Origin of the sequence: Natronorubrum bangense (assembly GCF_004799645.1) — an archaeon.
Lineage (GTDB): Archaea > Halobacteriota > Halobacteria > Halobacteriales > Natrialbaceae > Natronorubrum > Natronorubrum bangense.
On the sequence record NZ_CP031305.1, the window covers coordinates 1,659,853 to 1,681,114 of the forward strand.

General features: G+C 56.7%; 22 protein-coding genes, 1 tRNA gene and 3 rRNA genes. 11 read left to right on the forward strand and 15 right to left on the reverse strand.

The features are described 5' to 3' along the window. Positions 1-182: 182 nt before the first annotated feature. Positions 183-437, forward strand: coding sequence for a DUF7692 domain-containing protein (locus DV706_RS08220; protein WP_006065100.1), 255 nt, complete (start codon positions 183-185; stop codon positions 435-437). A gap of 28 nt (positions 438-465) precedes the next feature. On the opposite strand, the gene DV706_RS08225 is transcribed toward DV706_RS08220, so the two are convergent. The 10 genes from DV706_RS08225 to DV706_RS08265 all read right to left on the reverse strand — a co-directional run bounded on the left by DV706_RS08225 (position 466) and on the right by DV706_RS08265 (position 7,945). Next, positions 466-1,617 (reverse strand): type IV pilin, encoded by a 1,152-nt coding sequence (locus DV706_RS08225; RefSeq protein ID WP_083902001.1) that lies wholly within the window; start codon positions 1,615-1,617, stop codon positions 466-468. A gap of 188 nt (positions 1,618-1,805) precedes the next feature. Continuing rightward, positions 1,806-2,189 carry a hypothetical protein gene (locus DV706_RS08230; RefSeq protein WP_006065098.1) on the reverse strand — a complete coding sequence of 128 codons (384 nt, stop codon included), beginning with the start codon at positions 2,187-2,189 and terminating at the stop codon, positions 1,806-1,808. After that, positions 2,186-2,449 (reverse strand): hypothetical protein, encoded by a 264-nt coding sequence (locus DV706_RS08235; protein ID WP_006065097.1) that lies wholly within the window; start codon positions 2,447-2,449, stop codon positions 2,186-2,188. The genes DV706_RS08230 and DV706_RS08235 overlap by 4 nt, the downstream gene beginning before the upstream one ends. Before the next feature lie 166 nt (positions 2,450-2,615). Further along, positions 2,616-3,782 (reverse strand): hypothetical protein, encoded by a 1,167-nt coding sequence (locus DV706_RS08240; RefSeq protein WP_006065096.1) that lies wholly within the window; start codon positions 3,780-3,782, stop codon positions 2,616-2,618. Continuing rightward, a complete protein-coding gene (locus tag DV706_RS08245) occupies positions 3,775-3,963 on the reverse strand; it encodes a hypothetical protein (RefSeq protein ID WP_006065095.1) in 189 nt (62 codons plus the stop codon). The genes DV706_RS08240 and DV706_RS08245 overlap by 8 nt, the downstream gene beginning before the upstream one ends. Beyond that, positions 3,960-4,766, reverse strand: coding sequence for a hypothetical protein (locus DV706_RS08250; protein WP_006065094.1), 807 nt, complete (start codon positions 4,764-4,766; stop codon positions 3,960-3,962). Before DV706_RS08250 ends, DV706_RS08245 begins: the two co-directional genes overlap by 4 nt. Continuing rightward, a complete protein-coding gene (locus DV706_RS08255; RefSeq protein ID WP_049889676.1) occupies positions 4,763-5,476 on the reverse strand; it encodes a hypothetical protein in 714 nt (237 codons plus the stop codon). Before DV706_RS08255 ends, DV706_RS08250 begins: the two co-directional genes overlap by 4 nt. Positions 5,477-5,478: 2 nt before the next feature. After that, entirely contained in the window at positions 5,479-7,296 is a 1,818-nt protein-coding gene (locus DV706_RS08260) for a hypothetical protein (RefSeq protein ID WP_006065092.1), read from the reverse strand. Beyond that, complete coding sequence (locus tag DV706_RS22300) at positions 7,296-7,421, reverse strand: hypothetical protein (protein WP_275040519.1); 126 nt, start codon at positions 7,419-7,421, stop codon at positions 7,296-7,298. The genes DV706_RS08260 and DV706_RS22300 overlap by 1 nt, the downstream gene beginning before the upstream one ends. Positions 7,422-7,513: 92 nt before the next feature. After that, a complete protein-coding gene (locus DV706_RS08265; protein WP_006065091.1) occupies positions 7,514-7,945 on the reverse strand; it encodes a hypothetical protein in 432 nt (143 codons plus the stop codon). Positions 7,946-8,055: 110 nt separating this feature from the next. Here DV706_RS08265 and DV706_RS08270 point away from each other — a divergent pair, with 110 nt between their 5' ends. Then, complete coding sequence (locus DV706_RS08270; RefSeq protein ID WP_006065090.1) at positions 8,056-8,241, forward strand: hypothetical protein; 186 nt, start codon at positions 8,056-8,058, stop codon at positions 8,239-8,241. Positions 8,242-8,293: 52 nt separating this feature from the next. On the opposite strand, the gene DV706_RS08275 is transcribed toward DV706_RS08270, so the two are convergent. Both DV706_RS08275 and DV706_RS08280 read right to left on the reverse strand, forming a co-directional pair. Further along, positions 8,294-8,863, reverse strand: coding sequence for a type IV pilin (locus DV706_RS08275; protein ID WP_086010027.1), 570 nt, complete (start codon positions 8,861-8,863; stop codon positions 8,294-8,296). A 7-nt stretch (positions 8,864-8,870) separates the two neighbouring features. Beyond that, positions 8,871-9,389, reverse strand: coding sequence for a type IV pilin (locus DV706_RS08280; RefSeq protein WP_006065088.1), 519 nt, complete (start codon positions 9,387-9,389; stop codon positions 8,871-8,873). Between the two features lie 334 nt (positions 9,390-9,723). Between DV706_RS08280 and DV706_RS08285 the strand changes: the two genes are divergently transcribed. Further along, complete coding sequence (locus DV706_RS08285; protein ID WP_006065087.1) at positions 9,724-10,563, forward strand: hypothetical protein; 840 nt, start codon at positions 9,724-9,726, stop codon at positions 10,561-10,563. Between the two features lie 82 nt (positions 10,564-10,645). Here the strand turns inward: DV706_RS08285 and DV706_RS08290 are convergent, their stop codons facing one another. Beyond that, positions 10,646-10,876, reverse strand: coding sequence for a helix-turn-helix domain-containing protein (locus tag DV706_RS08290; RefSeq protein ID WP_006065086.1), 231 nt, complete (start codon positions 10,874-10,876; stop codon positions 10,646-10,648). Between the two features lie 399 nt (positions 10,877-11,275). On the opposite strand from DV706_RS08290, the gene DV706_RS08295 reads away from it, so the two are divergent. The 5 genes from DV706_RS08295 to rrf all read left to right on the forward strand — a co-directional run bounded on the left by DV706_RS08295 (position 11,276) and on the right by rrf (position 17,867). Beyond that, entirely contained in the window at positions 11,276-12,313 is a 1,038-nt protein-coding gene (locus tag DV706_RS08295) for a tyrosine-type recombinase/integrase (protein ID WP_006065085.1), read from the forward strand. Positions 12,314-12,778: 465 nt separating this feature from the next. Beyond that, positions 12,779-14,253 (forward strand): 16S ribosomal RNA (locus DV706_RS08300). 152 nt (positions 14,254-14,405) lie between these two features. After that, positions 14,406-14,477: transfer RNA gene (locus tag DV706_RS08305), tRNA-Ala, on the forward strand. Positions 14,478-14,702: 225 nt separating this feature from the next. Next, positions 14,703-17,620: ribosomal RNA gene (locus tag DV706_RS08310) — 23S ribosomal RNA — on the forward strand. Positions 17,621-17,745: 125 nt separating this feature from the next. Further along, positions 17,746-17,867 (forward strand): 5S ribosomal RNA (rrf, locus tag DV706_RS08315). Together the 16S, 23S and 5S rRNA genes with 1 tRNA gene alongside form the textbook arrangement of a ribosomal RNA operon. A gap of 274 nt (positions 17,868-18,141) precedes the next feature. Here the strand turns inward: rrf and DV706_RS08320 are convergent. Further along, entirely contained in the window at positions 18,142-18,414 is a 273-nt protein-coding gene (locus tag DV706_RS08320) for a PadR family transcriptional regulator (protein ID WP_006065084.1), read from the reverse strand. A gap of 274 nt (positions 18,415-18,688) precedes the next feature. Further along, positions 18,689-18,883: a cold-shock protein gene (locus tag DV706_RS08325; protein ID WP_006087767.1), complete on the reverse strand. Its 195-nt coding sequence runs from the start codon at positions 18,881-18,883 to the stop codon at positions 18,689-18,691. Between the two features lie 542 nt (positions 18,884-19,425). On the opposite strand from DV706_RS08325, the gene DV706_RS22040 reads away from it, so the two are divergent. The 3 genes from DV706_RS22040 to DV706_RS08335 all read left to right on the forward strand — a co-directional run bounded on the left by DV706_RS22040 (position 19,426) and on the right by DV706_RS08335 (position 21,105). Beyond that, the gene (locus DV706_RS22040) at positions 19,426-19,611 is read left to right on the forward strand and encodes a hypothetical protein (RefSeq protein WP_240756741.1); all 186 of its coding nucleotides are present in this window, start codon (positions 19,426-19,428) and stop codon (positions 19,609-19,611) included. A 74-nt stretch (positions 19,612-19,685) separates the two neighbouring features. Continuing rightward, positions 19,686-19,907 carry a hypothetical protein gene (locus DV706_RS22045; RefSeq protein ID WP_240756742.1) on the forward strand — a complete coding sequence of 74 codons (222 nt, stop codon included), beginning with the start codon at positions 19,686-19,688 and terminating at the stop codon, positions 19,905-19,907. A 103-nt stretch (positions 19,908-20,010) separates the two neighbouring features. Next, complete coding sequence (locus DV706_RS08335; RefSeq protein ID WP_006065082.1) at positions 20,011-21,105, forward strand: aminopeptidase; 1,095 nt, start codon at positions 20,011-20,013, stop codon at positions 21,103-21,105. Positions 21,106-21,262: the final 157 nt, after the last annotated feature.

Sequence of the window (21,262 nt, forward strand, 5' to 3'; positions counted from 1 at the left end):
GACAGAATCCGTTTCCCGAATATGCACACGAGATCGGAAACGCCGTGTGCATATTGCGAGTCGATCGCCACCTCGAGCCGGGATTCATCTACGATGGGCCGACAGGTCACCCCCGTTTTGGGCCGATGTGGGCCATTGAGTGAGCCGAAAAAACTAGGATTTCGGGGGTCGTGTGTACGAGCATGCGAATCAGAACCGACGGCGACTACGCGTATCGACGAGACGCGATCGAGCGAGCAGCTGACTTCTACGACTGTAACAGGACGAAAGCCGTGGTCAGTGCCTGCGATGATGTCCCTCACTTCGTCCGTGCGATTCAGCAGGTCCTCGAGCGCGATGATCTCACGCTCGAGCAGCGCCGGGAGATCGCCGAGACACTGAGTACTCGAGCCGTGAGTTTTGAGATCAATACTGAAGTCCGCGCAAGAACCGAGTAAGAAGTATGGTCTTGGGTTTAGAGTAAGATCAGCAAACGTCTATTCCACTGCTGCCGATCTCGATTCCATCTGCACTGCATTCTTTGCCGTCAATTACTCCTTCGACGTTTATCTCATCGTTCTGGTTCTGCGGCTCCAGAGCAAACGAAATGGTACCATCCTGATTTTGAACCTCTTCACTCGCTCTGTTGTCTGAATGATCGAACTCTGCAGCGATTTCGACGTCCGCATTATCCGGTTCACCGCTTAGTTCGTACTCGATATCGATCGTTACGTCATCGTCTTGGCCTTGGTTAAACTCGCTAACATCCACTGTTAGGACGTCAAACGAAACCGGCTCATCGGTTGTACTCTCGTCATCTTCAACTTGAATGACTAACCCTGTCTCGCTATAATCTCCGCTACTAACTGTCGCCGGATACGACCGTTGATCATCTTCGCCGCTATCGCCATCGTCTGTTTCCCAGGTTAGTTCGATATCCGTTGAATGCCCGCTCGACAGCTCAACCTCTGTCTGGTCGATGACTTCGGACTCACCGGTTTCGTCATTTACAATCTCTAGTTCGATATTCTGAGAGTCTGTTTCCTCACCAGTGTTTTCGATAGTCGCGTCGAAGACTACTTGCTCACCTTCAGTTACAGTCTCGTCATAGCTGTTCACGGAGACCGTAAAGGTGGATTCGCCTTCTCCACTTTCTCCGCCTTCTCCGCTTTCTCCGCCTTCTCCACCTTCGCCAGCGTCTTCATCTCTCACGTCATAGGTGCTGAGCAATTCTGACTGTGAGCCTTCATCCAGAATCACAGCAATCGAACTTGTCTCATCGAGTTCTGTACAGCTACCTCCGTCAGCGTATCCTGTGATGTTCATCGTGTCGCCGACACCGACTCCGTTGGAACTATCCCATGCACCACAGGCTTCCTGTCCGTCTACCCGGATCTCGAAGTCATCTTCATCGAGAGAAGAGGTGCCGATGAGAGATGTGACGACCATCGAAACATTGTCATCTTCCTGCTCGACATAGTCCACGTCGATGTCTGGTGTGGGCTGGACGATCCCTCCCTGACTAAGAACAAGAGAGCCGACAAGAGCCATAGTCATAACAGATATGCCGACAAGTAACACAACTCCAATTACCGGCGAAACGGCGTTATCATCCCTGAGAAATGCCGATTTCTCCATCTTTTCTGAATCTACCAAACAGTGATCGCTTAAGTATATCGACGGTTTGTGCCGTGTTGGACTGCTATCCTTTTTTCTATAGCTTCCTGTAGGCGAACAAGAGCGCCTTGAACGCCTTGACTGGCCTCTGTTGGTTCACAAATAGCGGAATCTACACCGAAGGCGTGAGCAGAATTGACAGAGGGGAGCTAAAACACGTCACCGATTGCGATCTTCGCCTGTTGGGTCCCACGGTGATCGCCGCCGCCGTGCCACCGGAGCAGCGGGAGATCGCCCGCTCGAACCATCTTGTCCTTGACGACGGTCAACCCGCTGCGGCCGTGAGGCTTGTAGACCACGAAGCAGTACCAGCCGTCCGCCCGCCGAAGCTTCTCGTGATACGCTCGGTAGACTTTGAAGTTGCCCGGCTGGCCGTCGGCGTGCTCGAGCATCGTTGATTTGATCTCGACTGGCGTACCGTTCTGGAATCGAGCGTCGTGCCAGCTGGCGCGCTCGAGATCGAACCGACGCTTCCGTGCCATGCGCTTTTCGCAGATCGTTCCGAAGTGGTTGGCTCGCTTCGATCGGTTCACGGTGTCCTCCGTTCGTCTCGCCAGCGCCGGTCAGCTCGAGCACTCGACCAGGTAACGAACGCCGCGAAGAGCAGCGCGCTAATCCCCAGTCCGTATGCGGCCGTCGTGATCGACGCGATCGCGACCGTGCTCGAGCCGCCGATGATCGCGAGCGTTTGTCTCGAGAAGACACCGCGTTCGTAATCCATCCGAAGTTCGTGGGCCAGATCGACAACAGCGAACCGAGCAACGTCGATCAGATAACGGAAGGCGACAGCCATGCCGATCACATCCTACGCGCTCGTCGCGCGTCTTTATTTATTTCTCCGCCAGCTATGTCACACGGAATGCAGGCGATGGGCGTAGCCACGCGGCCCTGTCGGGCCGCGCCCATAGCTACTGTAAAGGGGGGTGTGTAACCGTAACCAGCTATCCAACCCGCTGCCGTCATGCGATTACCTCTTCGACCTTGCCAAGCGTCTCAACGTGTTTGCCGTCCTTGCGGTGTTCGTTCCACCGGGAATTGACCCATCCGTGGCTGTACGGTACGAATTTAGCGGTTTCACGGTCGGTCATTCCCTCTTCTTTGCACCGAATTGCCGTCCAGATCGCGGTCATCTTCGCCGCCTGATCTGCCTCGAGGTCGTCCGTTTCCTCGCCGTACTCCGACCAGCTCCAGTCGCTCGCTTCTTTCGTGTTGTATCGGAAGTCCGTCGGTGGAACGCCTTCGATCTCGCCTTCGATGTCTGCCAGCTGGGCGTTCCGAATCGAGTCGGCGATGACGGCCTTCTTTCTCGAGACCTTCTTGACGATCGTCCCAACGCGCCAGAGCATCGGATGAATCGAGCGCTCGCCGTGTGCGATGTAGATCAGCGCCCCGCCGTACTTGCGGATCTTGTAGACCAGCGGTGCCATTTTCTGTCGCGTCTCGTATCCCTGCTTGCCGCTGCCGCTGGCAGCACTCGAGAACTCGTCACCGATGAACAGCTTGTCTCGCTGGCTGTGCTTGAGCGGATCACCGTCCTGTTCGACCCACTCCATGAGGGTGCCGTAGTCGCCGATCCAGCCGTCCTGGACGTCACCGTCGTCGTCGACCCAGCGATTCTTTTCCTCTAAGCTCTGGATATTCGTGCCGAGCAGCGAGTTCTCCTGATGGAGCGCTCGCCACCGCTGCGCGAGCAGACACGCGAAGTCGGTCTTACCCGCCCCCATCTCGCCCAAGACGACGATGACCGGAGCCGGGCCGTTCACGAGTTCGTCGACTTTGCCGATCGCCTTCAGTCCGCTCACGTCCGCGCGTTTCGATGTATCGCCGACGAGATGCTTGATTGTCGGCATATCGCCGTTCTCCATCGCTCTACGGAAGGTTTCAGTCCCTTCGACCATCCGAATTTGACGGTGTTTCTCGAGGTCTTTGCTCTGGCCGGGCATCTTGTCGGGCCGATCGGCCGCGGTCGGCTCGTAGTGAATCGACCGGATCGACATCGCTCGAGAGATCGATTCGTCTCTGACGATGCCACCGTGATCGGCGATCTCGCGGTTCTCTCGCTGACCGAATCCGTCCTGGTACTCTCGTGCTTCGCCCGTGACGTGGAGTGCGTTGTCGTCAGTCATCGGTCCACCTCCAGCGGTCGCTTTCGTGACCGACGAGCAGCGGTTTCTCGGTCCTTCGAAGCTTGTACAACAGCTTCCCGAAGCCGTTTCTCCGGGCCGATGTGACCGGCTCGCTTCCGACAAACGTTTTCGGTGGCTCAACTGTTCGATTCCGTACCGTGCCGTCGTGGATGTATCTCATTCGTGTCCTCCGTCGGTTGCTGCTTGCCCATCGCCCATGCCCATCGCTCCCTGATCGATCGTCACGGGATCAGGGTCGGCCGGGTCGAACTCCTGTTCGTACTCGCCGAGGTCGCTGATCTCGTCGCTGGACCACTCGTTCGCATCGTCTTCGGCCGCTTCGAACCGTTCCTTGACGCTCGTCTTCTGGGTCATCAACCCGCGCTCGTCCGCCTCCGCGTGCGCGTTGATCGTGTCGCGTTCGATCTCGATACCCATCCTCGAGATTCGACCGCGGAGTTTGTTGTAGGCGATCGCCGTCTCGACCAGCTCGCCGTGGATGTCCTCGAGCATGGCTTTGACCGTGACGAGTTTCGAGTCCGACAGCTGTGAGAAGTAACAGCCAGTGACGACCAGCGTCTCGGTGTCTTCCTGCCAGTCGAACTCCCGAACTTCAAACGCCTCGTCGTCGTTCACTCGGTATGGGCTTGGACCTTCGATCACCTTCTCGTCCCACACCTTCGGCTCGACGTAGAGCTTCCGCCGAACGTCCTCGACGGCGTTGATGTGGTGAACCTCGACCATCCGCCGTTGTCTGAGCTTCCGCGCTCCAGTCACGAACAGCGCCAGCAGCGGCGGTCCGAGCAGGAGTAAGGCTGCGAACCAGCCGTAGGCGATCGGTGGCACACCCGGCAGTGACGGCCGGATGAGCACCAGCGCGCCACCGAGTGAGACCATGAGCCCGAAAACGATCAGCTGGCTCTCGGCTGCGAGGTACGTCAGTCGGTCGCTCCAGGAGCCGAACGTGCCGCTCGTTTCGGTCATGCTTCGATCACCCCGCTGTCTTCAGAGCGTAGTACGTGTGCCGTGCCGACGACGGCCAGCCCAACGGTCATGAGAATCCCGCTGAACAGTCCGCTCTCGCCGCCGAAGTGCCGGAACGGATTCTCGTCCTGTTGCTCCGGCGCTTGCATCTCTGTCGAGAGTCTGACTGTGGTGTCGCTAACTGTAACGCCGACCGTTGACGAGCCGCGCATCTCGCGCACGTCTGTCGAGATCGTCGTTTCGCCGCGCTCGAGTTCGTAGGTTTCACTCGGCACTTGCACAGCGCCATCCTGATCGACTCCCGCGAGCGCATCCGACACTGTCACTCGCTGGTAGCGACTGGTTTCGAAGGTGATCGTTGCCTCGCCGTCCTCGAGCGAGTAGTCGGTGATCCACACGCCGCCGCTGAACTCAACCTCGAACTCTTCGGGAGCGTCGATCTCTGCTGGCTCGTCGCGCAACCAGTCGCGGACGGTCTCACGTTCGTCGTCGGTGAGTTCGTCCGGGTTGTCCGTTGCCCAGTTGTTGATCGCCGTCCGGGCATCCTCTGGCACGTCCTCGCGGTCCTGCTCGATCGCCTCGAGCACGTCGCCACGCTCGAGGTCGTCCTGATCGGTCGGCCAGTCCTCGTCAGCTGCGGTCAGCCCAACGCCCATGCCCATCGCCAGTGCCACCGCTGCCACCATCGAAAAGACGAGAAGACGTTGCACGGTCAGTCACCCAGCCCCGGAATGAGGTCAGTCACAATCCCGATGACCGCCAGCACGACGACACCGATAAGGCCGAGTCCGAGATACTCCGCCCCGTCCGAATCGAGCGGGTTGTCGAAGTCAAACAGTGGGTCGCCGCCACCACCGTCACCGCCGTCGAGATTGATCGTAATCTCGGCATCCTCCTCGGCTTGGCGCTCGCGCTCGTAGGCATCGCGGATGCGCTCGAGCATCGCTTCGGTGTCTTGTGGATCCGGGAGCTCTGTCTCGTCAAACATCAGTGGACCGTCGTGCCCGCCATCGAGTCCGTTGATACGGAACGGCTGGGTGAGCTTCGTCACGCCAACCCAGTCCTCGTCCCAGTCGTCACCGTCGTATCCATCGAGGTCGCGGACTTCTGCGCCCATGTGGATCTCGCCGAGTTCGTCTTCGGGTTCGATCCACTCACCGACGGGCATACCGCGCTCGGGATCGGGGGCCGTCCAGAACAGTGCGCCCTCGAGTTCGACACCGCTCTCGAGTTCCACGACCGCGGCATGCTCTCCTTCGGGCGTGTTGACCTGGCGGAAAAACATCGCCGCATCGTTCCAGTCGTCGAGATCGGCAGCCGCATCGAGCACTGCCTGACCTGACGCAACGTCGTGGTAACTGACTTCGCCGTCGAGCATCGCCTGCCCAAGATTATCGACGAGCGTTTCGGCGTGGCTCAGTTCCTGCTCGAGCAACTCGAGCAGGCTTTTGTGGATATTGGTAAACCGTTGCGCGTCCAGAATATCAGCGCGATCGTCGTCAGTCGCATCATAGGGATAGATCCCGATGCGCGAAATCGTTTCATATTCGTCAGTAAGGTCTTCGATTTCAGTTCCGACAAAGTCATCTTGATAAGTATAGTCGTTCGGATTGACTACTTTATGTGCGAGTTCGTACCAGTTTTCGTAATCGCTGCTCCCATCGACGTTATCTGTGTCTCCCCAATCAGGATCTGAGGCCTCTGCGAACGGGAATAAGGAAGTCCCTGTTCGGTAGTGATCGACGTATGAGTCTACCGGGAGCGTTATTGAGTCGCCGTTTGGCAGTGATAAACTGACGGTGTTGATTTCTTCTGCATCGGGCGGTTCGTCTCCCTCAGCGCCGTCAGTATGGTAATACGTCCACTTGTCGTAGTACTGTTTTTCTTGATCTGTTAGGGATCCACCACTGACTCCATCAAATGACGCGATCCCAGCTAAGAACATATGCGGATCAGGCTCGTATCCGCTCATATCAACCTCATAGATCGCTTTCGCAGTCTTCTCGAAATCAGTTACCCAGACATTGAACAGATTTTGTATAGAGTTCGAGATATTGTCGCGCACCACGTCTTTAGACGCATCGTGCATCTCTTCGATCGAGCCATCAGTAGCCGCCACGTTCGCCAATTCGTTGGCAACGTTATCTCGAATCCACCCCGACAGCATGGTCAAATCGTTCTCGAGCGAGTCGAAGGCGTTCTGTCTGTCCTCCTCAATCTCGCGGGCCGTGGCATACATCTCCTCGTGCAACGCCTCGTCTTGAGCGTCCTGATAGTTGCCCCATGCTCGAGTCGCATACCGCCCAGTCAGGAGCATATGAACCCCGTTCGTTCCATCACGAACGTAGTCCCAGTTTGAGGTCTCGTCGTCCTCGTCATCTTCGGCAGCCGCCGACGTGCTCGAGGCCGTCCCCGCAGTGATCGCGGCGGCACCGACACCCACCCGTTGCATAAACGACCGTCGCGCGATCGCGTTGCTCGGCAGCTCGAGATCATGGGCGGTGGGCTGTGGGCTATCGTCGGCCGACATCACGATCCACCCCCGAGCACGAACAGCAACAGTACGAACGCACACCCCAGTAGCGTGAGGACGCCGACCGCCTCGAGTATCTCGTGCCCGACGTCCGACAGCGGCAGTCTGCGGAGCACTCGCATCAGAGCCACCCCGCGATGCCGCTGAAAGTCGATGTGCGATACCAGTCCGTCGTGTCGCTGAAAATATCGAAATACATGGTGTGTCCTCCGGGTTACTTGTAGGCGATGACGTAGAACGCGGCTCCGTTCAGAAAGACGGTGAACCAGCCGACGTACCACATGCTCTCGAGGGTGACCTGCATCGCAGGGACGAGCGCCCCAAGCACGTTCAACAGCACCGCCAGGAGCACAACGACGGTCTCGACGTCGGTCCAGTCCTCGGGGGTGCTTTCGTTGGTCAACCAGCCGACCACGAGAATCGAGATCGAGAGGATGAACGCGTAGGTGATGTCCGTCCCGTGGGCCGAATAGAGTGAGTCCGTGAGCGCCACGTCGAGCGGCGCGCTGAACTGGAGCGTGCCGACCGCGCCGATCGAGAACGACGCCAGCACGAACAGCGGGGCGAGAATACTGTCTGTCAAGTCGATACCGTCTTCCTGACGAACCGAGTCAGGGACGTACTTCTGCGGGAGGCTTAATGCCATACGACCAGCCGGTTTCCCCGCCGTGACGAAAATGTCAGGAAAACCTCGGGAACACCTCGGGTTTCCCGTCAGTCACCAACTTTTATGAGATGGGGGGTTGCCCGCCAGATATGGCATTGAACAAACTCCGCCAGCTCGATCAGGATTCGGTCGGGATCACGCTCCCGAAAGACGATGTGCGTCTCGAGGGGTTGTTAGACGAGGACGGGCGACTTGAGGGCGAACATCACGTTCATATTCGGCATGTGGGTGAGGGAGAATGGGCGCTCGAGTTAGTGACAAGCATAGAAAAATAGGGTCAGTCAAAACACCATTCAGTACTGGAACTGAATCATCAGTTTAGATTGCTTACGATCCCGCGTAATCGTAGCTTGGTGTGTTGAACTCTCCTTCAAAGATAATTGAACTACTGGGTTCGTGAATGATTGTAACCTCGTAGTTCTCATCAGGTTTAATTGCCGAAGTATCGTCAGCAACCTCACCACTGTCACCGTCTATTCCAGCATCAGTCACGTCTATTGAGTCACCAACACCGAAGTTTTCATCGTGGAAGCCACCAGCATCAACCCCATCTGTTCTTCCATCACCGAAGTTGACATCAGCATCAAGGCTATCTCCATCAATCCGCACTGTAATTTCGTCAGTGTTGATTTCGTCCCCGCCGTCGTGGCTAAATGTAGCTAGTCTATCATCCTCTACATCGCCGCCTTCTACATCACCGAAGTTCGAATTCGTATCGTAACTTATCTGCGCAGTTGGCGCATCATCGTCCAGATCGCCGATGTCCAGCACGAATGCTGCAATCACAGCCGCGAGAATAACCGTTATGGCGACCATGAGAATGACACCGATGACAGGCGACACTGCCCGCTGGTCCTCGGTTCCGACTAATTTATTCCGGATTGGTTTTAAATCCATCATCATTTCAGCTCCCAGCAGCCGTAAACTCTCCGTCAAAGATGACCGAGTTACTAGGATTATGAACAATTGTTATCTCGTAATCGGTCGTAGTACCAATATTACCTGCATTATCATCTATATCCACCGAATCACCGACCTCGAAAGACCCGCCACTATTGAAATCACTATTGTCGATTTGAGTCTCTCCATCGCTGTTGTGATCGAAGCTGTTATCCGCATTTAGCGTGTATGTGGTATCTCCGTCATCGATTCGGATCTCGATATCTTCAGTATTAACTGCGTCACCACCCTCATGCGAGAGTGTACCTAGGTCATTGTCTCCATCATAATTCGAGTTCGTGTCATAGCTGATCTGAGCGTTCGGTGCACCATCATCAAGGTCACCGATGTCCAGCACGAACGCTGCGATCACAGCCGCGAGAATCACCGTTATCGCGACCATGAGAATGACACCAATGACGGGCGATACAGCTCGCTCGTCTTCGCTTCCGATCAACTTGTTTCGATATTTTGTGAGATCCATAGTTGGATTTGCGTTTTCACGCACCCGCAACAGTGAGATGACTTTGCTCGAGTGCCACAGTGGCAACCCGATGCCGCTCGAGGGAGCGACAAATCGCCCCTCAGCGGTGCCGTCTCGTCGTTGCGGTGCTACTTGCAGCCAGAGAAGACTGCATATATATAATTATCCCAAAGTACAACGTATTGGTGAAAAGAACGTTCTGGGACACTTTCAGAACTGATAATTAGGCGGGGTTAGAGACCCTACAGCACCCCCTTGAAGCCACGCCGTCTTGCGATTTTCCGACTATTCAACAATACAACACGTATTTGAAGTCTCACATCTGAAACCCAGTATGGACTGGGACACCCCCGTAGTCGACGAGCGCGACCTCGCGCGCACCTACGACGGCGGGGCATACAGTGATCCGTGGGCGGCCGTCCTCGACTACCAGGCTGTGATGCAGTATGCGAGTCAGCATCCGGACAAAGGCTCCTACGCGATCTCGAATGCGCTGGAGTTACCACGTGGGCGCGTTCGTGGGTGGACCGACGGTGGGAAGCCGGATGCCGCCCGCGGGATCGAGGTGGCCCGCGACTACGGCTGGTTAGATGCGACCATGCAAGATGGGACGTTTCTCGCATTGAATACGCTCGTCGCGAACGTCTTCTCCGGCGGCTCGATCGCCACCGAGACGTTCACTCCCTCCTTCGCATTGAACCATCGCGATCACCGCTCGCACGTGATCGACGCGCTCGACGGAGTCGGGGTGGAGCACGAGTTCTACCACGAGGATGACGACTCGCGAGCAACGGAGGTTCGACCGACGGCCGCCGGTTCGGTCTTGGGCCGAACGCTTGCCGTCCTCGGTGCGCCAGTTGGGCCGAAGGCGCGACTCGAGGACTTCACGTTGCCGTGGTATCTCGACGAGGCTCCGTTCGAAGTTCGCGAACTGTTCGTCCTGGCGTATCTCGCAAATCGGGCGATCCACCAGCGAACGAAAGAGACGGTCCAGATTCAGGAGGAACGCGACAAGTCCTATCGCGATGAGCTGGCCGCGCTGATCGAAGACGTGGCGAAGGAACCAGTCACGTCCGGCGAGCGAATGGTGACGATCTCGGCTGACGCCGCGCGATCCCTTGGGCTCCAGCCGCGATATCGCACACCGACTGGAACGACCGAACCCAGCGAGTAGCTGCTATTTTTGAGGGCGACTGCCTCGAGGAGCGATCACTTACTACGTTCCAGTCCTGTTACTGTTATCTCGACCATGAAGGTCACACCAAGTCCTCAACCTCGAGGTCTCCATTGAGATACGCCCGTCCGTGGTCGGTGATTCGATACAAACCGTCGTCGACACGCTCGACTAATCCAGCGTCGCGAAGTTTTCCGAGCCGTGTGCTCAGATAGTGTCTTGAGTAGTCGATATTGACCGAGAGAACATGCGGTGAGAGAATTAGTTCACTATCCGCAAGGGTCTCGAGGATTCGGTCATCAGCTTGTGTCATCCACGGCACCCTTGGTCTTCGCATACAGGAACCGTACAGCGCCGCATTTTATCAATACTGGTTGATTAAGCTATAGTACGCTCTGTTACTCCAGACAATAACGTACGGTTAGATAATTATAAGTGGACGTGGTGTTTCGGTGACGATACCGGAAGCCCAATGGACCCACCGGTCGCCGTGTGGGTTCACCTGAAAACGCGGACTCGGTGTTCCAGCACCAGCCCGCCTGGCTCCCGTACCTAACTACGGAAGCATGCAATTCCACGATACTACGGGGCATAAAGCCCTCGCTCGACCGTACCGATTAGGCCGCGGTCCACAGCCCACGGCCTGGACGACTTTGACTAACGAAGACCGATTACAAACTCCGGTAGCTGCCGGTAATCGCGAGAGATCGGAATGAGTTCCGATCTTGAACCGATCGGCCCCGAGCAGGCCGTCGAGATGTATATCGAGGGTCGGCGAGACGAACTAAGCGACCAGACGCTCCCGTCGCACGTCTACCGCCTTGAGGCCTTTACACAGTGGTGTGCCGAAGAGGAGATCGAGAACCTGAACGATCTCTCGGGTCGCGATCTCTATGCCTACCGCGTTTGGCGACGAGAGGGTAACGGCGAGGGCCGCGAGCAAGTGGCGACGATTACCTTGCGCGGGCAGCTGGCGACGTTGCGTGCGTTCCTTCGGTTCTGTGCAGACATCAATGCGGTTCCGGAAGACCTGTTCTCAAAGGTGCCGCTCCCGACTGTCTCGGCGAGCGAGGGTGTAAGCGACTCGACCCTCGAGCCCGAGCGCGCGGTCGAGATACTCGATTACCTGCAACGGTACCACTACGCCTCGCGGAAGCACGTTACCCTACTGCTTCTGTGGCACACGGGCGCGCGTGCAGGAGGGATACGTGCAATCGATCTTCGAGACTGTGATCTCGGGGTCGGTTCGCCCGGCCTGCAGTTCGTTCATCGCCCGGAAACGGATACCCCACTCAAGAAAGGCGAGAAGGGCGAGCGATGGAATACGATCAGTGGTCACGTCGCTGGCGTTCTCCAGGACTACATCGATGGTCCCCGGAAGGACGTGACCGACGGCCACGGACGTGATCCACTTCTGACGACAGGCCATGGCCGTCCAACTGTCTCGACGATTCGAGATACGATGTACGGAGTGACTCGCCCATGCTGGCGCGGCGAGGACTGTCCCCACGATCGCGACCCAAAGGACTGCGAGGCGACCACCTACACGAGCGCGAGTAAGTGCCCGTCCTCGAGGTCACCCCACGACGTACGGAGTGGCCGGGTAACGGCCTACCGTCGCGAGGACGTGCCCCGTCGAGTCGTCGGTGACCGACTCGATGCGAGCGACGATATCCTCGATCGCCACTATGACCGGCGAAACGCCCGCGAAAAGGCAAATCAGCGACGCGACTACCTACCAGATCTATAACCATGATTGACGAAACCTCAACAATAGCAACGAGCCAAGAGTCCAGTCCCGTCAGGGCCCATGAAAACAGATTGTGCAGCCGTTGAGTGGTCTGTACGAACTGGCTCATTTTACCCCGACGGAACCATCGCTTGGAGTTCGAGCGACTTGTCGATCTTCCAACGAGATGGTTATATATTAGACGAAAGTCCGTTTCATATACTCGCTTGGTACTGACTATCTTTGAAGTTAAGGTTCGAAGCCCTTATGTATTGACCCGGGTCTACAGATATAGTACGCAGAAGATGAGGACTCCACACCTGCGGTCCGCCGTATAGATGGGGTCTGATGTTAGCCTTGGTAGTTCGGTGACGCCTGATCGGTCGTCGATCGTGGTCACCGAACGTGGACCCATTTATGTGTGAGTGTGTATTCGAACATTCACCGCCAAATGAACCCTCCCAACAACAGTTGGGAGTAGATAGCATTCCGGTTGATCCTGCCGGAGGTCATTGCTATTGGAGTCCGATTTAGCCATGCTAGTTGTACGAGTTTGTACTCGTAGCAGATAGCTCAGTAACACGTGGCCAAACTACCCTATGGATCCGGATAACCTCGGGAAACTGAGGCCAATCCGGAATACGATTCCCAAGCTGGAACTGCTGGGAATCCGAAACGCTCAGGCGCCATAGGATGTGGCTGCGGCCGATTAGGTAGACGGTGGGGTAACGGCCCACCGTGCCAATAATCGGTACGGGTTGTGAGAGCAAGAGCCCGGAGACGGTATCTGAGACAAGATACCGGGCCCTACGGGGCGCAGCAGGCGCGAAACCTTTACACTGCACGCCAGTGCGATAAGGGGACTCCGAGTGCGAGGGCATATAGTCCTCGCTTTTCACCACCGTAAGGAGGTGGTAGAATAAGTGCTGGGCAAGACCGGTGCCAGCCGCCGCGGTAATACCGGCAGCACGAGTGATGACCGCTATTATTGGGCCTAAAGCGTCCGTAGCTGGCCGCGCAAGTCTATCGGGAAATCTGTGTGCCTAACACACAGGCGTCCGGTGGAAACTGCTCGGCTTGGGACCGGAAGACCAGAGGGGTACGTCTGGGGTAGGAGTGAAATCCCGTAATCCTGGACGGACCACCGGTGGCGAAAGCGCCTCTGGAAGACGGATCCGACGGTGAGGGACGAAAGCTCGGGTCACGAACCGGATTAGATACCCGGGTAGTCCGAGCTGTAAACGATGTCTGCTAGGTGTGACACAAACTACGAGTTTGTGTTGTGCCGTAGGGAAGCCGTGAAGCAGACCGCCTGGGAAGTACGTCCGCAAGGATGAAACTTAAAGGAATTGGCGGGGGAGCACTACAACCGGAGGAGCCTGCGGTTTAATTGGACTCAACGCCGGACATCTCACCAGCATCGACAATGTGCAGTGACGGTCAGTGTGATGAGCTTACCTGAGCCATTGAGAGGAGGTGCATGGCCGCCGTCAGCTCGTACCGTGAGGCGTCCTGTTAAGTCAGGCAACGAGCGAGACCCGCATGCCTAATTGCCAGCAGTACCCTTGTGGTAGCTGGGTACATTAGGTAGACTGCCAGTGCCAAACTGGAGGAAGGAACGGGCAACGGTAGGTCAGTATGCCCCGAATGTGCTGGGCGACACGCGGGCTACAATGGCCACGACAGTGGGATGCAACCCCGAAAGGGGACGCTAATCTCCGAAACGTGGTCGTAGTTCGGATTGAGGGCTGAAACTCGCCCTCATGAAGCTGGATTCGGTAGTAATCGCGCCTCAGAAGGGCGCGGTGAATACGTCCCTGCTCCTTGCACACACCGCCCGTCAAAGCACCCGAGTGAGGTCCGGATGAGGCCGCCGCAACGGCGGTCGAATCTGGGCTTCGCAAGGGGGCTTAAGTCGTAACAAGGTAGCCGTAGGGGAATCTGCGGCTGGATCACCTCCACAGACCGGGACTGGGGCGATGCCCCAGCCCACAAGTCGTAGCGTTTTGCGCTACGCGGTTCACGTTCGATTGACCCATCGCTGGGCCGATCGGGCACCTTAGAACTACCGAGGCTAACACGTATATCTCTGTCCGCCCGTCTGGGCGGACGTGGGCCCATAGCTCAGTGGTAGAGTGCCTCCTTTGCAAGGAGGATGCCCAGGGTTCGAATCCCTGTGGGTCCATGACTCGTACCGGTCACAGATCCGTGCCCTTAAGTGGGCGACGGGATTGTGATTGAGTACGACTGAACTGATGCACCACCCCGCGTAAGTGTGGGTGGGAAGGGTCAATGCAGGCCGGCCGTCTACCGGCGTGCAGATGAGACCGTGTGTACGTGTAGTCCAGGCGTCCACTGGACCCGTTCCCGGGTCACTATACGTTGCGACTTTGTCGCAACGCCGATCCGATGAACGTGGCTACTGTGCCAGCTGGTGGATCGCTCGGCTTGAGAGCTGAAGAAGGACGTGCCAAGCTGCGATAAGCCCAAGGGAGCCGCACGGAGGCAAAGAACTTGGGATCTCCGAATGGGAATCCCCACCGCAATTGCTTCGCGCAATGGGGAACGTCGAGAATTGAAACATCTTAGTATCGACAGGAAAAGAAAACGAACGTGATGTCGTTAGTAATGGCGAATGAACGCGACACAGTCCAAACCGAAGCCTTCGGGCAATGTGGTGTTCGGACTGACGATCACTTCTCGAAAGACGACAGGAAGTCTCTTGGAATAGAGCACGAAACAGGGTGACAGTCCCGTAGTGTCGTCGAGTACGGAACGAGTCAGCTCCAGAGTATCGGGGGTTGGATATCCCTCGTGAATATCGCGGGCATCGACCGCGAAGACTAAACACTCCTCAAGACCGATAGCGAACAAGTAGTGTGAACGAACGCTGAAAAGCACCCCACAAAGGGAGGTGCAATAGGGCGTGAACTCAGTTGGCGATAGAGCGACAGGGCACGAAAGGTCCCGTATCAAATGAATCAGGCGCGAGCCTGTAGTAAGCCGTACGGGAAGCCGGTGTTCTGTCGTACGTTTTGAAAAACGAACCAGGGAGTGTGCCTGTTTGACGAGTCTAACCTGATCATCAGGGAAGGCGTAGGGAAACCGATATGACCGCAGTGCTTTGCACCAGGGTCACCGTGTTCAAGCGCGGGGAGTCAAACGGGCACGACCCGAAACCGGACGATCTAGGCGTGGACAAGGTGAAGCGTGCCGAAAGGCACGTGGAGGCCTGTTAGAGTTGGTGTCCTACAATACCCTCTCGTGATCTACGTCTAGGGGTGAAAGGCCCATCGAGTCCGGAAACAGCTGGTTCCAACCGAAACATGTCGAAGCATGACCTCTGCCGAGGTAGTTCGTGGGGTAGAGCAACGGATTGGGGGACCGCACTCCGAGAGGAGTGCGCCCCCCTGTCCAACTCCGAACCTACGAACGCCGTTTGACGCAGGGAGTCCGGTGCGCGGGGTAAGCCTGTGTACCGTGAGGGAGACAACCCAGAGCTGGGTTAAGGTCCCCAAGTGTGGACTAAGTGCGATCGAAGGTGGTCTCAAGCCCTAGACAGCCGGGAGGTGAGCTTAGAAGCAGCTACCCTCTAAGAAAAGCGTAACAGCTTACCGGCCGAGGTTTGAGGCGCCCAAAATGATCGGGGCTCAAGTCCACCACCGAGACCTAGCGGCATCCTTGATCGGATGATCCCGTAGGTTGGCGTTCTGTTCGGGCGGAAGCATGGTCGAGAGATCATGTGGACCGTTCAGTAACGAAAATCCTGGTCATAGTAGCAGCGTTAGTCGGGTTAGAACCCCGACGGCCGAACGAGTAAGGGTTCCTCAGCAATGCTGATCAGCTGAGGGTTAGCCGGTCCTAAGTCAGCCCGTAAGTCGAAGCTGACAACAGGGAAATAGGTTAATATTCCTATGCCAGTGTGCATCCAAAGCCAACGCTTTGGGGCCGCCTGAGCTGGGCTTTCGCCCAGTCGAACTGTCAAAGTTCGTGGAAGCCGTAATGGCACGAAGCGAGCGAACGGCAGGATAGCGCAAGTCAGGTCAACCCAGAGCCCGTGAAAAGGCGAGCACACTGTCCGTACCGAGATCCGACACAGGTACTCGTGGCGGCGAAAGCCAAGGTCTGTCGGGAGCAACCGACGTTAGGGAATTCGGCAAGTTAGTCCCGTACGTTCGCAATAAGGGATGCCTGCCTCGCGAAGAGGCAGGTCGCAGTGACTCGGGCGCTCCGACTGTCTAGTAACAACATAGGTGACCGCAAATCCGAAAGGACTCGTACGGTCACTGAATCCTGCCCAGTGCGGGTATCTGAACACCCCTTACAAGGGGACGAAGGACCCGTTAACGGCGGGGGTAACTATGACCCTCTTAAGGTAGCGTAGTACCTTGCCGCTTTAGTAGCGGCTTGCATGAATGGATCAACGAGAGCGCCACTGTCCCAACGTTGGGCCCGGTGAACTGTACGTTCCAGTGCGGAGTCTGGAGACCCCCAAGGGGAAGCGAAGACCCTATAGAGCTTTACTGCAGGCTGTCACTGAGACGTGGTCGCCATTGTGCAGCATAGGTAGGAGCCGTTACACAGGTACCCGCGCTAGCGGGCCACCGAGGCAGCATTGAAATACTACCCGATGGTGACTGCGACTCTCACTCCTGGCGGAGGACACTGGTAGCCGGGCAGTTTGACTGGGGCGGTACGCGCTTGAAAAGATATCGAGCGCGCCCCAAGATTTCCTCACTCGGGTCGGAGACCCGAGAAAGAGCGCAAGAGCATAAGGAAGTCTGACAGTGTCCGGCACAACGACGGACGCTGACGCGAAAGCGTGGTCTAGCGAACCAATTAGGCTGCTTGATGCGGCCAATTGCTGACAAAAAAGCTACCTTAGGGATAACAGAGTCGTCACCCGCAAGAGCACATATCGACCGGGTGGCTTGCTACCTCGATGTCGGTTCCCTCCATCCTGCCCGTGCAGAAGCGGGCAAGGGTGAGGTTGTTCGCCTATTAAAGGAGGTCGTGAGCTGGGTTTAGACCGTCGTGAGACAGGTCGGCTGCTATCTATTGGGGGTGTGAGGTATCTGACGAGAACGTTCGTATAGTACGAGAGGAACTACGAATGGGTGCCACTGGTGTACCGGTTGTTCGAAAGAGCACGTGCCGGGCAGCCACGCACCACGGGGTAAGAGCTGAACGCATCTAAGCTCGAAACCCACTTGGAAAAGAGATACCACTGAGGCCACTCGTAGAAGACGAGATCGATAGACTCGGGATGTACGCGCCAAGGCAACGAGGCGTTGAGTCCGCGAGCACTAATCGGCCAAGCCACACATTCATATTACATCGCATTGGATCCGTGACGCGAGAACGGGTCCGGACGCAAACTGGACTACACGTACACACGGTCAGAGAGACCACCGATTACGGTTTGACGACGGTTCGATTCCGTTGATCGGCGTTACGGCGGCCACAGCGGCGGGGTTCCTCCCGTACCCATCCCGAACACGGAAGATAAGCCTGCCTGCGTTCCGGCGAGTACTGGAGTGCGCGAGCCTCTGGGAAATCCGTTTCGCCGCCTCCATTCATACTCAATATCCATACAGCAGCTGTTTTAAGATTCGATTTTTAAATGAACGCTGTCCAACGTATGTGTCGTATGTGTGCTCGAGCGCGAGCTGTTAGACACCGACTCGAGCGCGAGTCGCGGACCGTTCGAACAACCGGCAAAGTAATAAAATCCGCAACGGCACTGGATTCTGCGGATACACGGCTTGAGTTCTGTCGGCGTCTGACCATGGCGATGAGAGTGGGGCAGTGTAAGGCGGGTGGGATATGTTGTAACAGCCGTCTGACCCTCAGTCGAGATACTGTTCCTCCCACTTTCTGCGGGCTTCGATCTGCTCGAGTCCGCGATCGCTGATCGCGTAGTAGTTTGTCCGCCGGTCGAGCTGTCCCTTTTCGACAAGTGCTTTATTAACCAGCGTGTCGAGATTGGGATACAACCGGCCGTGGTTAATTTCACTACTGTAATATTTTTCGACTTCTTCTTTTACGTCTTGGCCAGACGGTTGGTCGGCCCCAGCGATCACGTACAGGAGATCGCGTTGAAATCCGGTCAGATCGTCCATTGTGCTACCACACAGACAAACCAACTAACCGACTATTTGTTATCGTTCTCGTATCAACGGTTGCAAAGGCGTTTTGGAAGACTAACTAGAGTAACAACACTGAGCAATCGGCTTGGTATCAGTAAGAGAGTACTACTGGCTCTGGAATGAAACCAGCGTCGCTATCGACATCGCAGCCCCGAACAAACTCGAGGCAACGCTGTCGCGTTCGAAGTAGGTGTCTGAAGAATGTATAGTTGAATGTGAAACCCGTTACCGAACGTAAGAAGCCGTATTACAGGCGGGTGACGTTGGTGGCGCGGGGGCCCTTGGGGGCCTGTTCAATATCGAATTCGATGTCTGTGCCTTCTTCGAGGTCCGGACCGCCAACGTCTTCCATGTGGAAGAAAACGTCATCGTCCGCGTCGTCCGTCGAAATGAAACCGTAGCCGCCTGTGTCGTTGAAGAAATCAACGTTTCCTTTCGCCATTGCAATCAAAGAGTGTGCCCCGCCACGTATAACAGTTGTGTTATACTCGTCCTCTCGAGAACCAGACACACACGTAAGTGAAATAGCTGAAAATTCGCCTCTCAAGCCTTATTTTCTGCGTTTAGAAGTGTGCTTATACTGATTAAATATTTCTCATGACCGTGAGATGTCACGGTTTAGGGTTGCTACCGGCCGATTCCATTTTCGGTTGAGTGATACGTTCGGTTCAGACGCGCTCCGATGCGACGCGTGAACCGACTGAACAAGCGACTCGAGATCTGAGACGACTCTCGAATCGTGTCGGTGGGCCCGAAAGACGCATTGTTGCAGAACCCACTCAGAGACGTCTGCTCGCCGCGGGCAGAGATCACCCAGGTAGCGTTCATCGAGTGTTCGTGAGACGTTTGTTACAGCGCAGTTGACTGCGTCGAAGGTGCTTGCCTTCTGATTGGCAGTCTCGATTTCCGATCGCCGGCACAGAGTTCGTCTTTCCGGGAACGGCCCTCGCCTTTGCGCTACGGTTTCTGGCCAGTGACTGTTCTGTGGAACTGTACGGTCGGCGGGCGCAATATGATGTGGTTAACATCATGTTTGCGATGAACTTCGTCGTGTTCGCGCCCGTCTGGTCGATAATCGCCACACCAGCAGCCGGCCCCGATCCTGCGGGTCAGTTTGCGGACGTTTTTGGTACTCTGCTTGTCTCTATCGTTCGCCAGAAAGGGACGTGATCGTACTGGACCCGCGACTTCACTGGCTGCGAAACGCCGCCTCGGCAGCGAGCAGCCAGGCCACCAGGATCATCATGTTCGTTGCCACCGCTTTTTTGCTCGCGCCCGTGTTCTTTGGTGTTTGGCCTGTTTTCGGTGTCGGAGTACTCTTTACGTTGATGGTTGGCCAGCACCTGCTGCAACTCGCTCTTACTATCGCTGAGACACCAATCGGCGATCTTGTTGTGTCGGTTGTCCGCTCCAGTGAACAGGAAGGTGCCGAAGATTCAGCTACCGCCTGGTCTTCGCTGGGTTGATTTCGGCTGTTGCGTCCCGGGCGATCGTTTTGCCGGTGAACTGAACACTGACGTATGATGGCGAACGGAGAGCGTTTAGTGGCCACCCTCGAGAGTAACCGGTATGGACGAACGCGTTCGCAAACACGCCGAGGTACTGGTCGACTGGAGCGCTCGCGTTGAGGCGGGCGATAACGTCGTGCTCGCAGTGGGGCCTGATGCCCACGAGCTTGCGGTTGCAGTCGCCGAGACGCTTGGCAGTCGGGGCGCGAATCTGCTTGCAACCTACAGCTCCGGCGAGATCACGCGCGCGTATCTCCGAGCTCATGATGGCGACTTCGAGGAGAATCCGGCCCACGAACTCGCACTGGTCGAACAGGCAGATGTGTATCTCTCGCTTGGGGGCGGTCGAAACACGAGTGCAACGGCGGATGTTCCGGGTGCAACTCGGCAGGCCTACAACAGCGCCAGAGCTGGAATCCGCGAGACGCGACTGGATACTCGATGGGTGTCGACGGTCCATCCGACACGTTCGCTCGCCCAGCAAGCCAACATGGCCTACGAAGCGTACCAGGAGTTCGCGTATAACGCGATTCTTCGAGATTGGGAGTCACTGGCCGAAGAGATGGCCAGACTGAAACAGTTGCTCGACGACGGCTCGGAAGTCCGGCTCGTCTCGACTGACACCGATCTCACGATGCGAATCGACGATCGAACGGCAGTCAACAGCGCTGCTTCGGTGGTCTACGACTCGCATAATCTGCCCAGTGGCGAGGTGTTTACCGCACCGTACGCCACTGAGGGGACGGTGACCTTCGACGTCCCGATGACGCTTCATGGAGATGCGGTCCGCAACGTTCGCCTCGAGTTCGAAGCCGGCGAAGTAGTCGAGTACGATGCCGAGCAGGGGGCCGACGTCATCGCTGAAATCATCGACACTGACGACGGTGCGCGTCGACTCGGCGAACTCGGGATCGGGATGAATCGCGGGATCGACCGCTATACGGACAACATCCTCTTCGACGAGAAGATGGGCGAGACGGTCCATCTCGCGCTCGGGCGAGCCTACGACGCGAACCTTCCCGAAGGGGAGTCCGGCAACGAATCCGCGATCCACGTCGACATGATCACCGACGTCAGCGAAGATTCACGACTCGAGATCGATGGCGAGGTCGTCCAGCGAAACGGCCGGTTTCGGTGGGAGGACGGCTTCGAGTAATCTCACGAGTGGAGACGGGACCTGTTACGGCCGGTTTCGAACCCGTCACGGTAACTGGTAGGTGTCTGTTAACGGTGTCTCGTGTAGATCCTGTGTGTTGTAACCAGTAGACACGGTTCTCGAAGCACCTGCATAATAATACGGTACTCCAGTCTTT

Excerpts from the sequence above, each read along its gene's own strand:
- DV706_RS08220 (WP_006065100.1), top strand. The coding sequence starts at position 183 with ATGCGAATCAGAACCGACGGCGACTACGCGTATCGACGAGACGCGATC.
- DV706_RS08225 (WP_083902001.1), bottom strand. The coding sequence starts at position 1,617 with ATGGAGAAATCGGCATTTCTCAGGGATGATAACGCCGTTTCGCCGGTA.
- DV706_RS08235 (WP_006065097.1), bottom strand. The coding sequence starts at position 2,449 with ATGGCTGTCGCCTTCCGTTATCTGATCGACGTTGCTCGGTTCGCTGTT.
- DV706_RS08240 (WP_006065096.1), bottom strand. The coding sequence starts at position 3,782 with ATGACTGACGACAACGCACTCCACGTCACGGGCGAAGCACGAGAGTAC.
- DV706_RS08245 (WP_006065095.1), bottom strand. The coding sequence starts at position 3,963 with ATGAGATACATCCACGACGGCACGGTACGGAATCGAACAGTTGAGCCA.
- DV706_RS08250 (WP_006065094.1), bottom strand. The coding sequence starts at position 4,766 with ATGACCGAAACGAGCGGCACGTTCGGCTCCTGGAGCGACCGACTGACG.
- DV706_RS08260 (WP_006065092.1), bottom strand. The coding sequence starts at position 7,296 with ATGTCGGCCGACGATAGCCCACAGCCCACCGCCCATGATCTCGAGCTG.
- DV706_RS22300 (WP_275040519.1), bottom strand. The coding sequence starts at position 7,421 with ATGCGAGTGCTCCGCAGACTGCCGCTGTCGGACGTCGGGCACGAGATA.
- DV706_RS08265 (WP_006065091.1), bottom strand. The coding sequence starts at position 7,945 with ATGGCATTAAGCCTCCCGCAGAAGTACGTCCCTGACTCGGTTCGTCAG.
- DV706_RS08270 (WP_006065090.1), top strand. The coding sequence starts at position 8,056 with ATGGCATTGAACAAACTCCGCCAGCTCGATCAGGATTCGGTCGGGATC.
- DV706_RS08275 (WP_086010027.1), bottom strand. The coding sequence starts at position 8,863 with ATGGATTTAAAACCAATCCGGAATAAATTAGTCGGAACCGAGGACCAG.
- DV706_RS08280 (WP_006065088.1), bottom strand. The coding sequence starts at position 9,389 with ATGGATCTCACAAAATATCGAAACAAGTTGATCGGAAGCGAAGACGAG.
- DV706_RS08285 (WP_006065087.1), top strand. The coding sequence starts at position 9,724 with ATGGACTGGGACACCCCCGTAGTCGACGAGCGCGACCTCGCGCGCACC.
- DV706_RS08290 (WP_006065086.1), bottom strand. The coding sequence starts at position 10,876 with ATGACACAAGCTGATGACCGAATCCTCGAGACCCTTGCGGATAGTGAA.
- DV706_RS08295 (WP_006065085.1), top strand. The coding sequence starts at position 11,276 with ATGAGTTCCGATCTTGAACCGATCGGCCCCGAGCAGGCCGTCGAGATG.
- DV706_RS08320 (WP_006065084.1), bottom strand. The coding sequence starts at position 18,414 with ATGGACGATCTGACCGGATTTCAACGCGATCTCCTGTACGTGATCGCT.
- DV706_RS08325 (WP_006087767.1), bottom strand. The coding sequence starts at position 18,883 with ATGGCGAAAGGAAACGTTGATTTCTTCAACGACACAGGCGGCTACGGT.
- DV706_RS22045 (WP_240756742.1), top strand. The coding sequence starts at position 19,686 with ATGTTCGTTGCCACCGCTTTTTTGCTCGCGCCCGTGTTCTTTGGTGTT.
- DV706_RS08335 (WP_006065082.1), top strand. The coding sequence starts at position 20,011 with ATGGACGAACGCGTTCGCAAACACGCCGAGGTACTGGTCGACTGGAGC.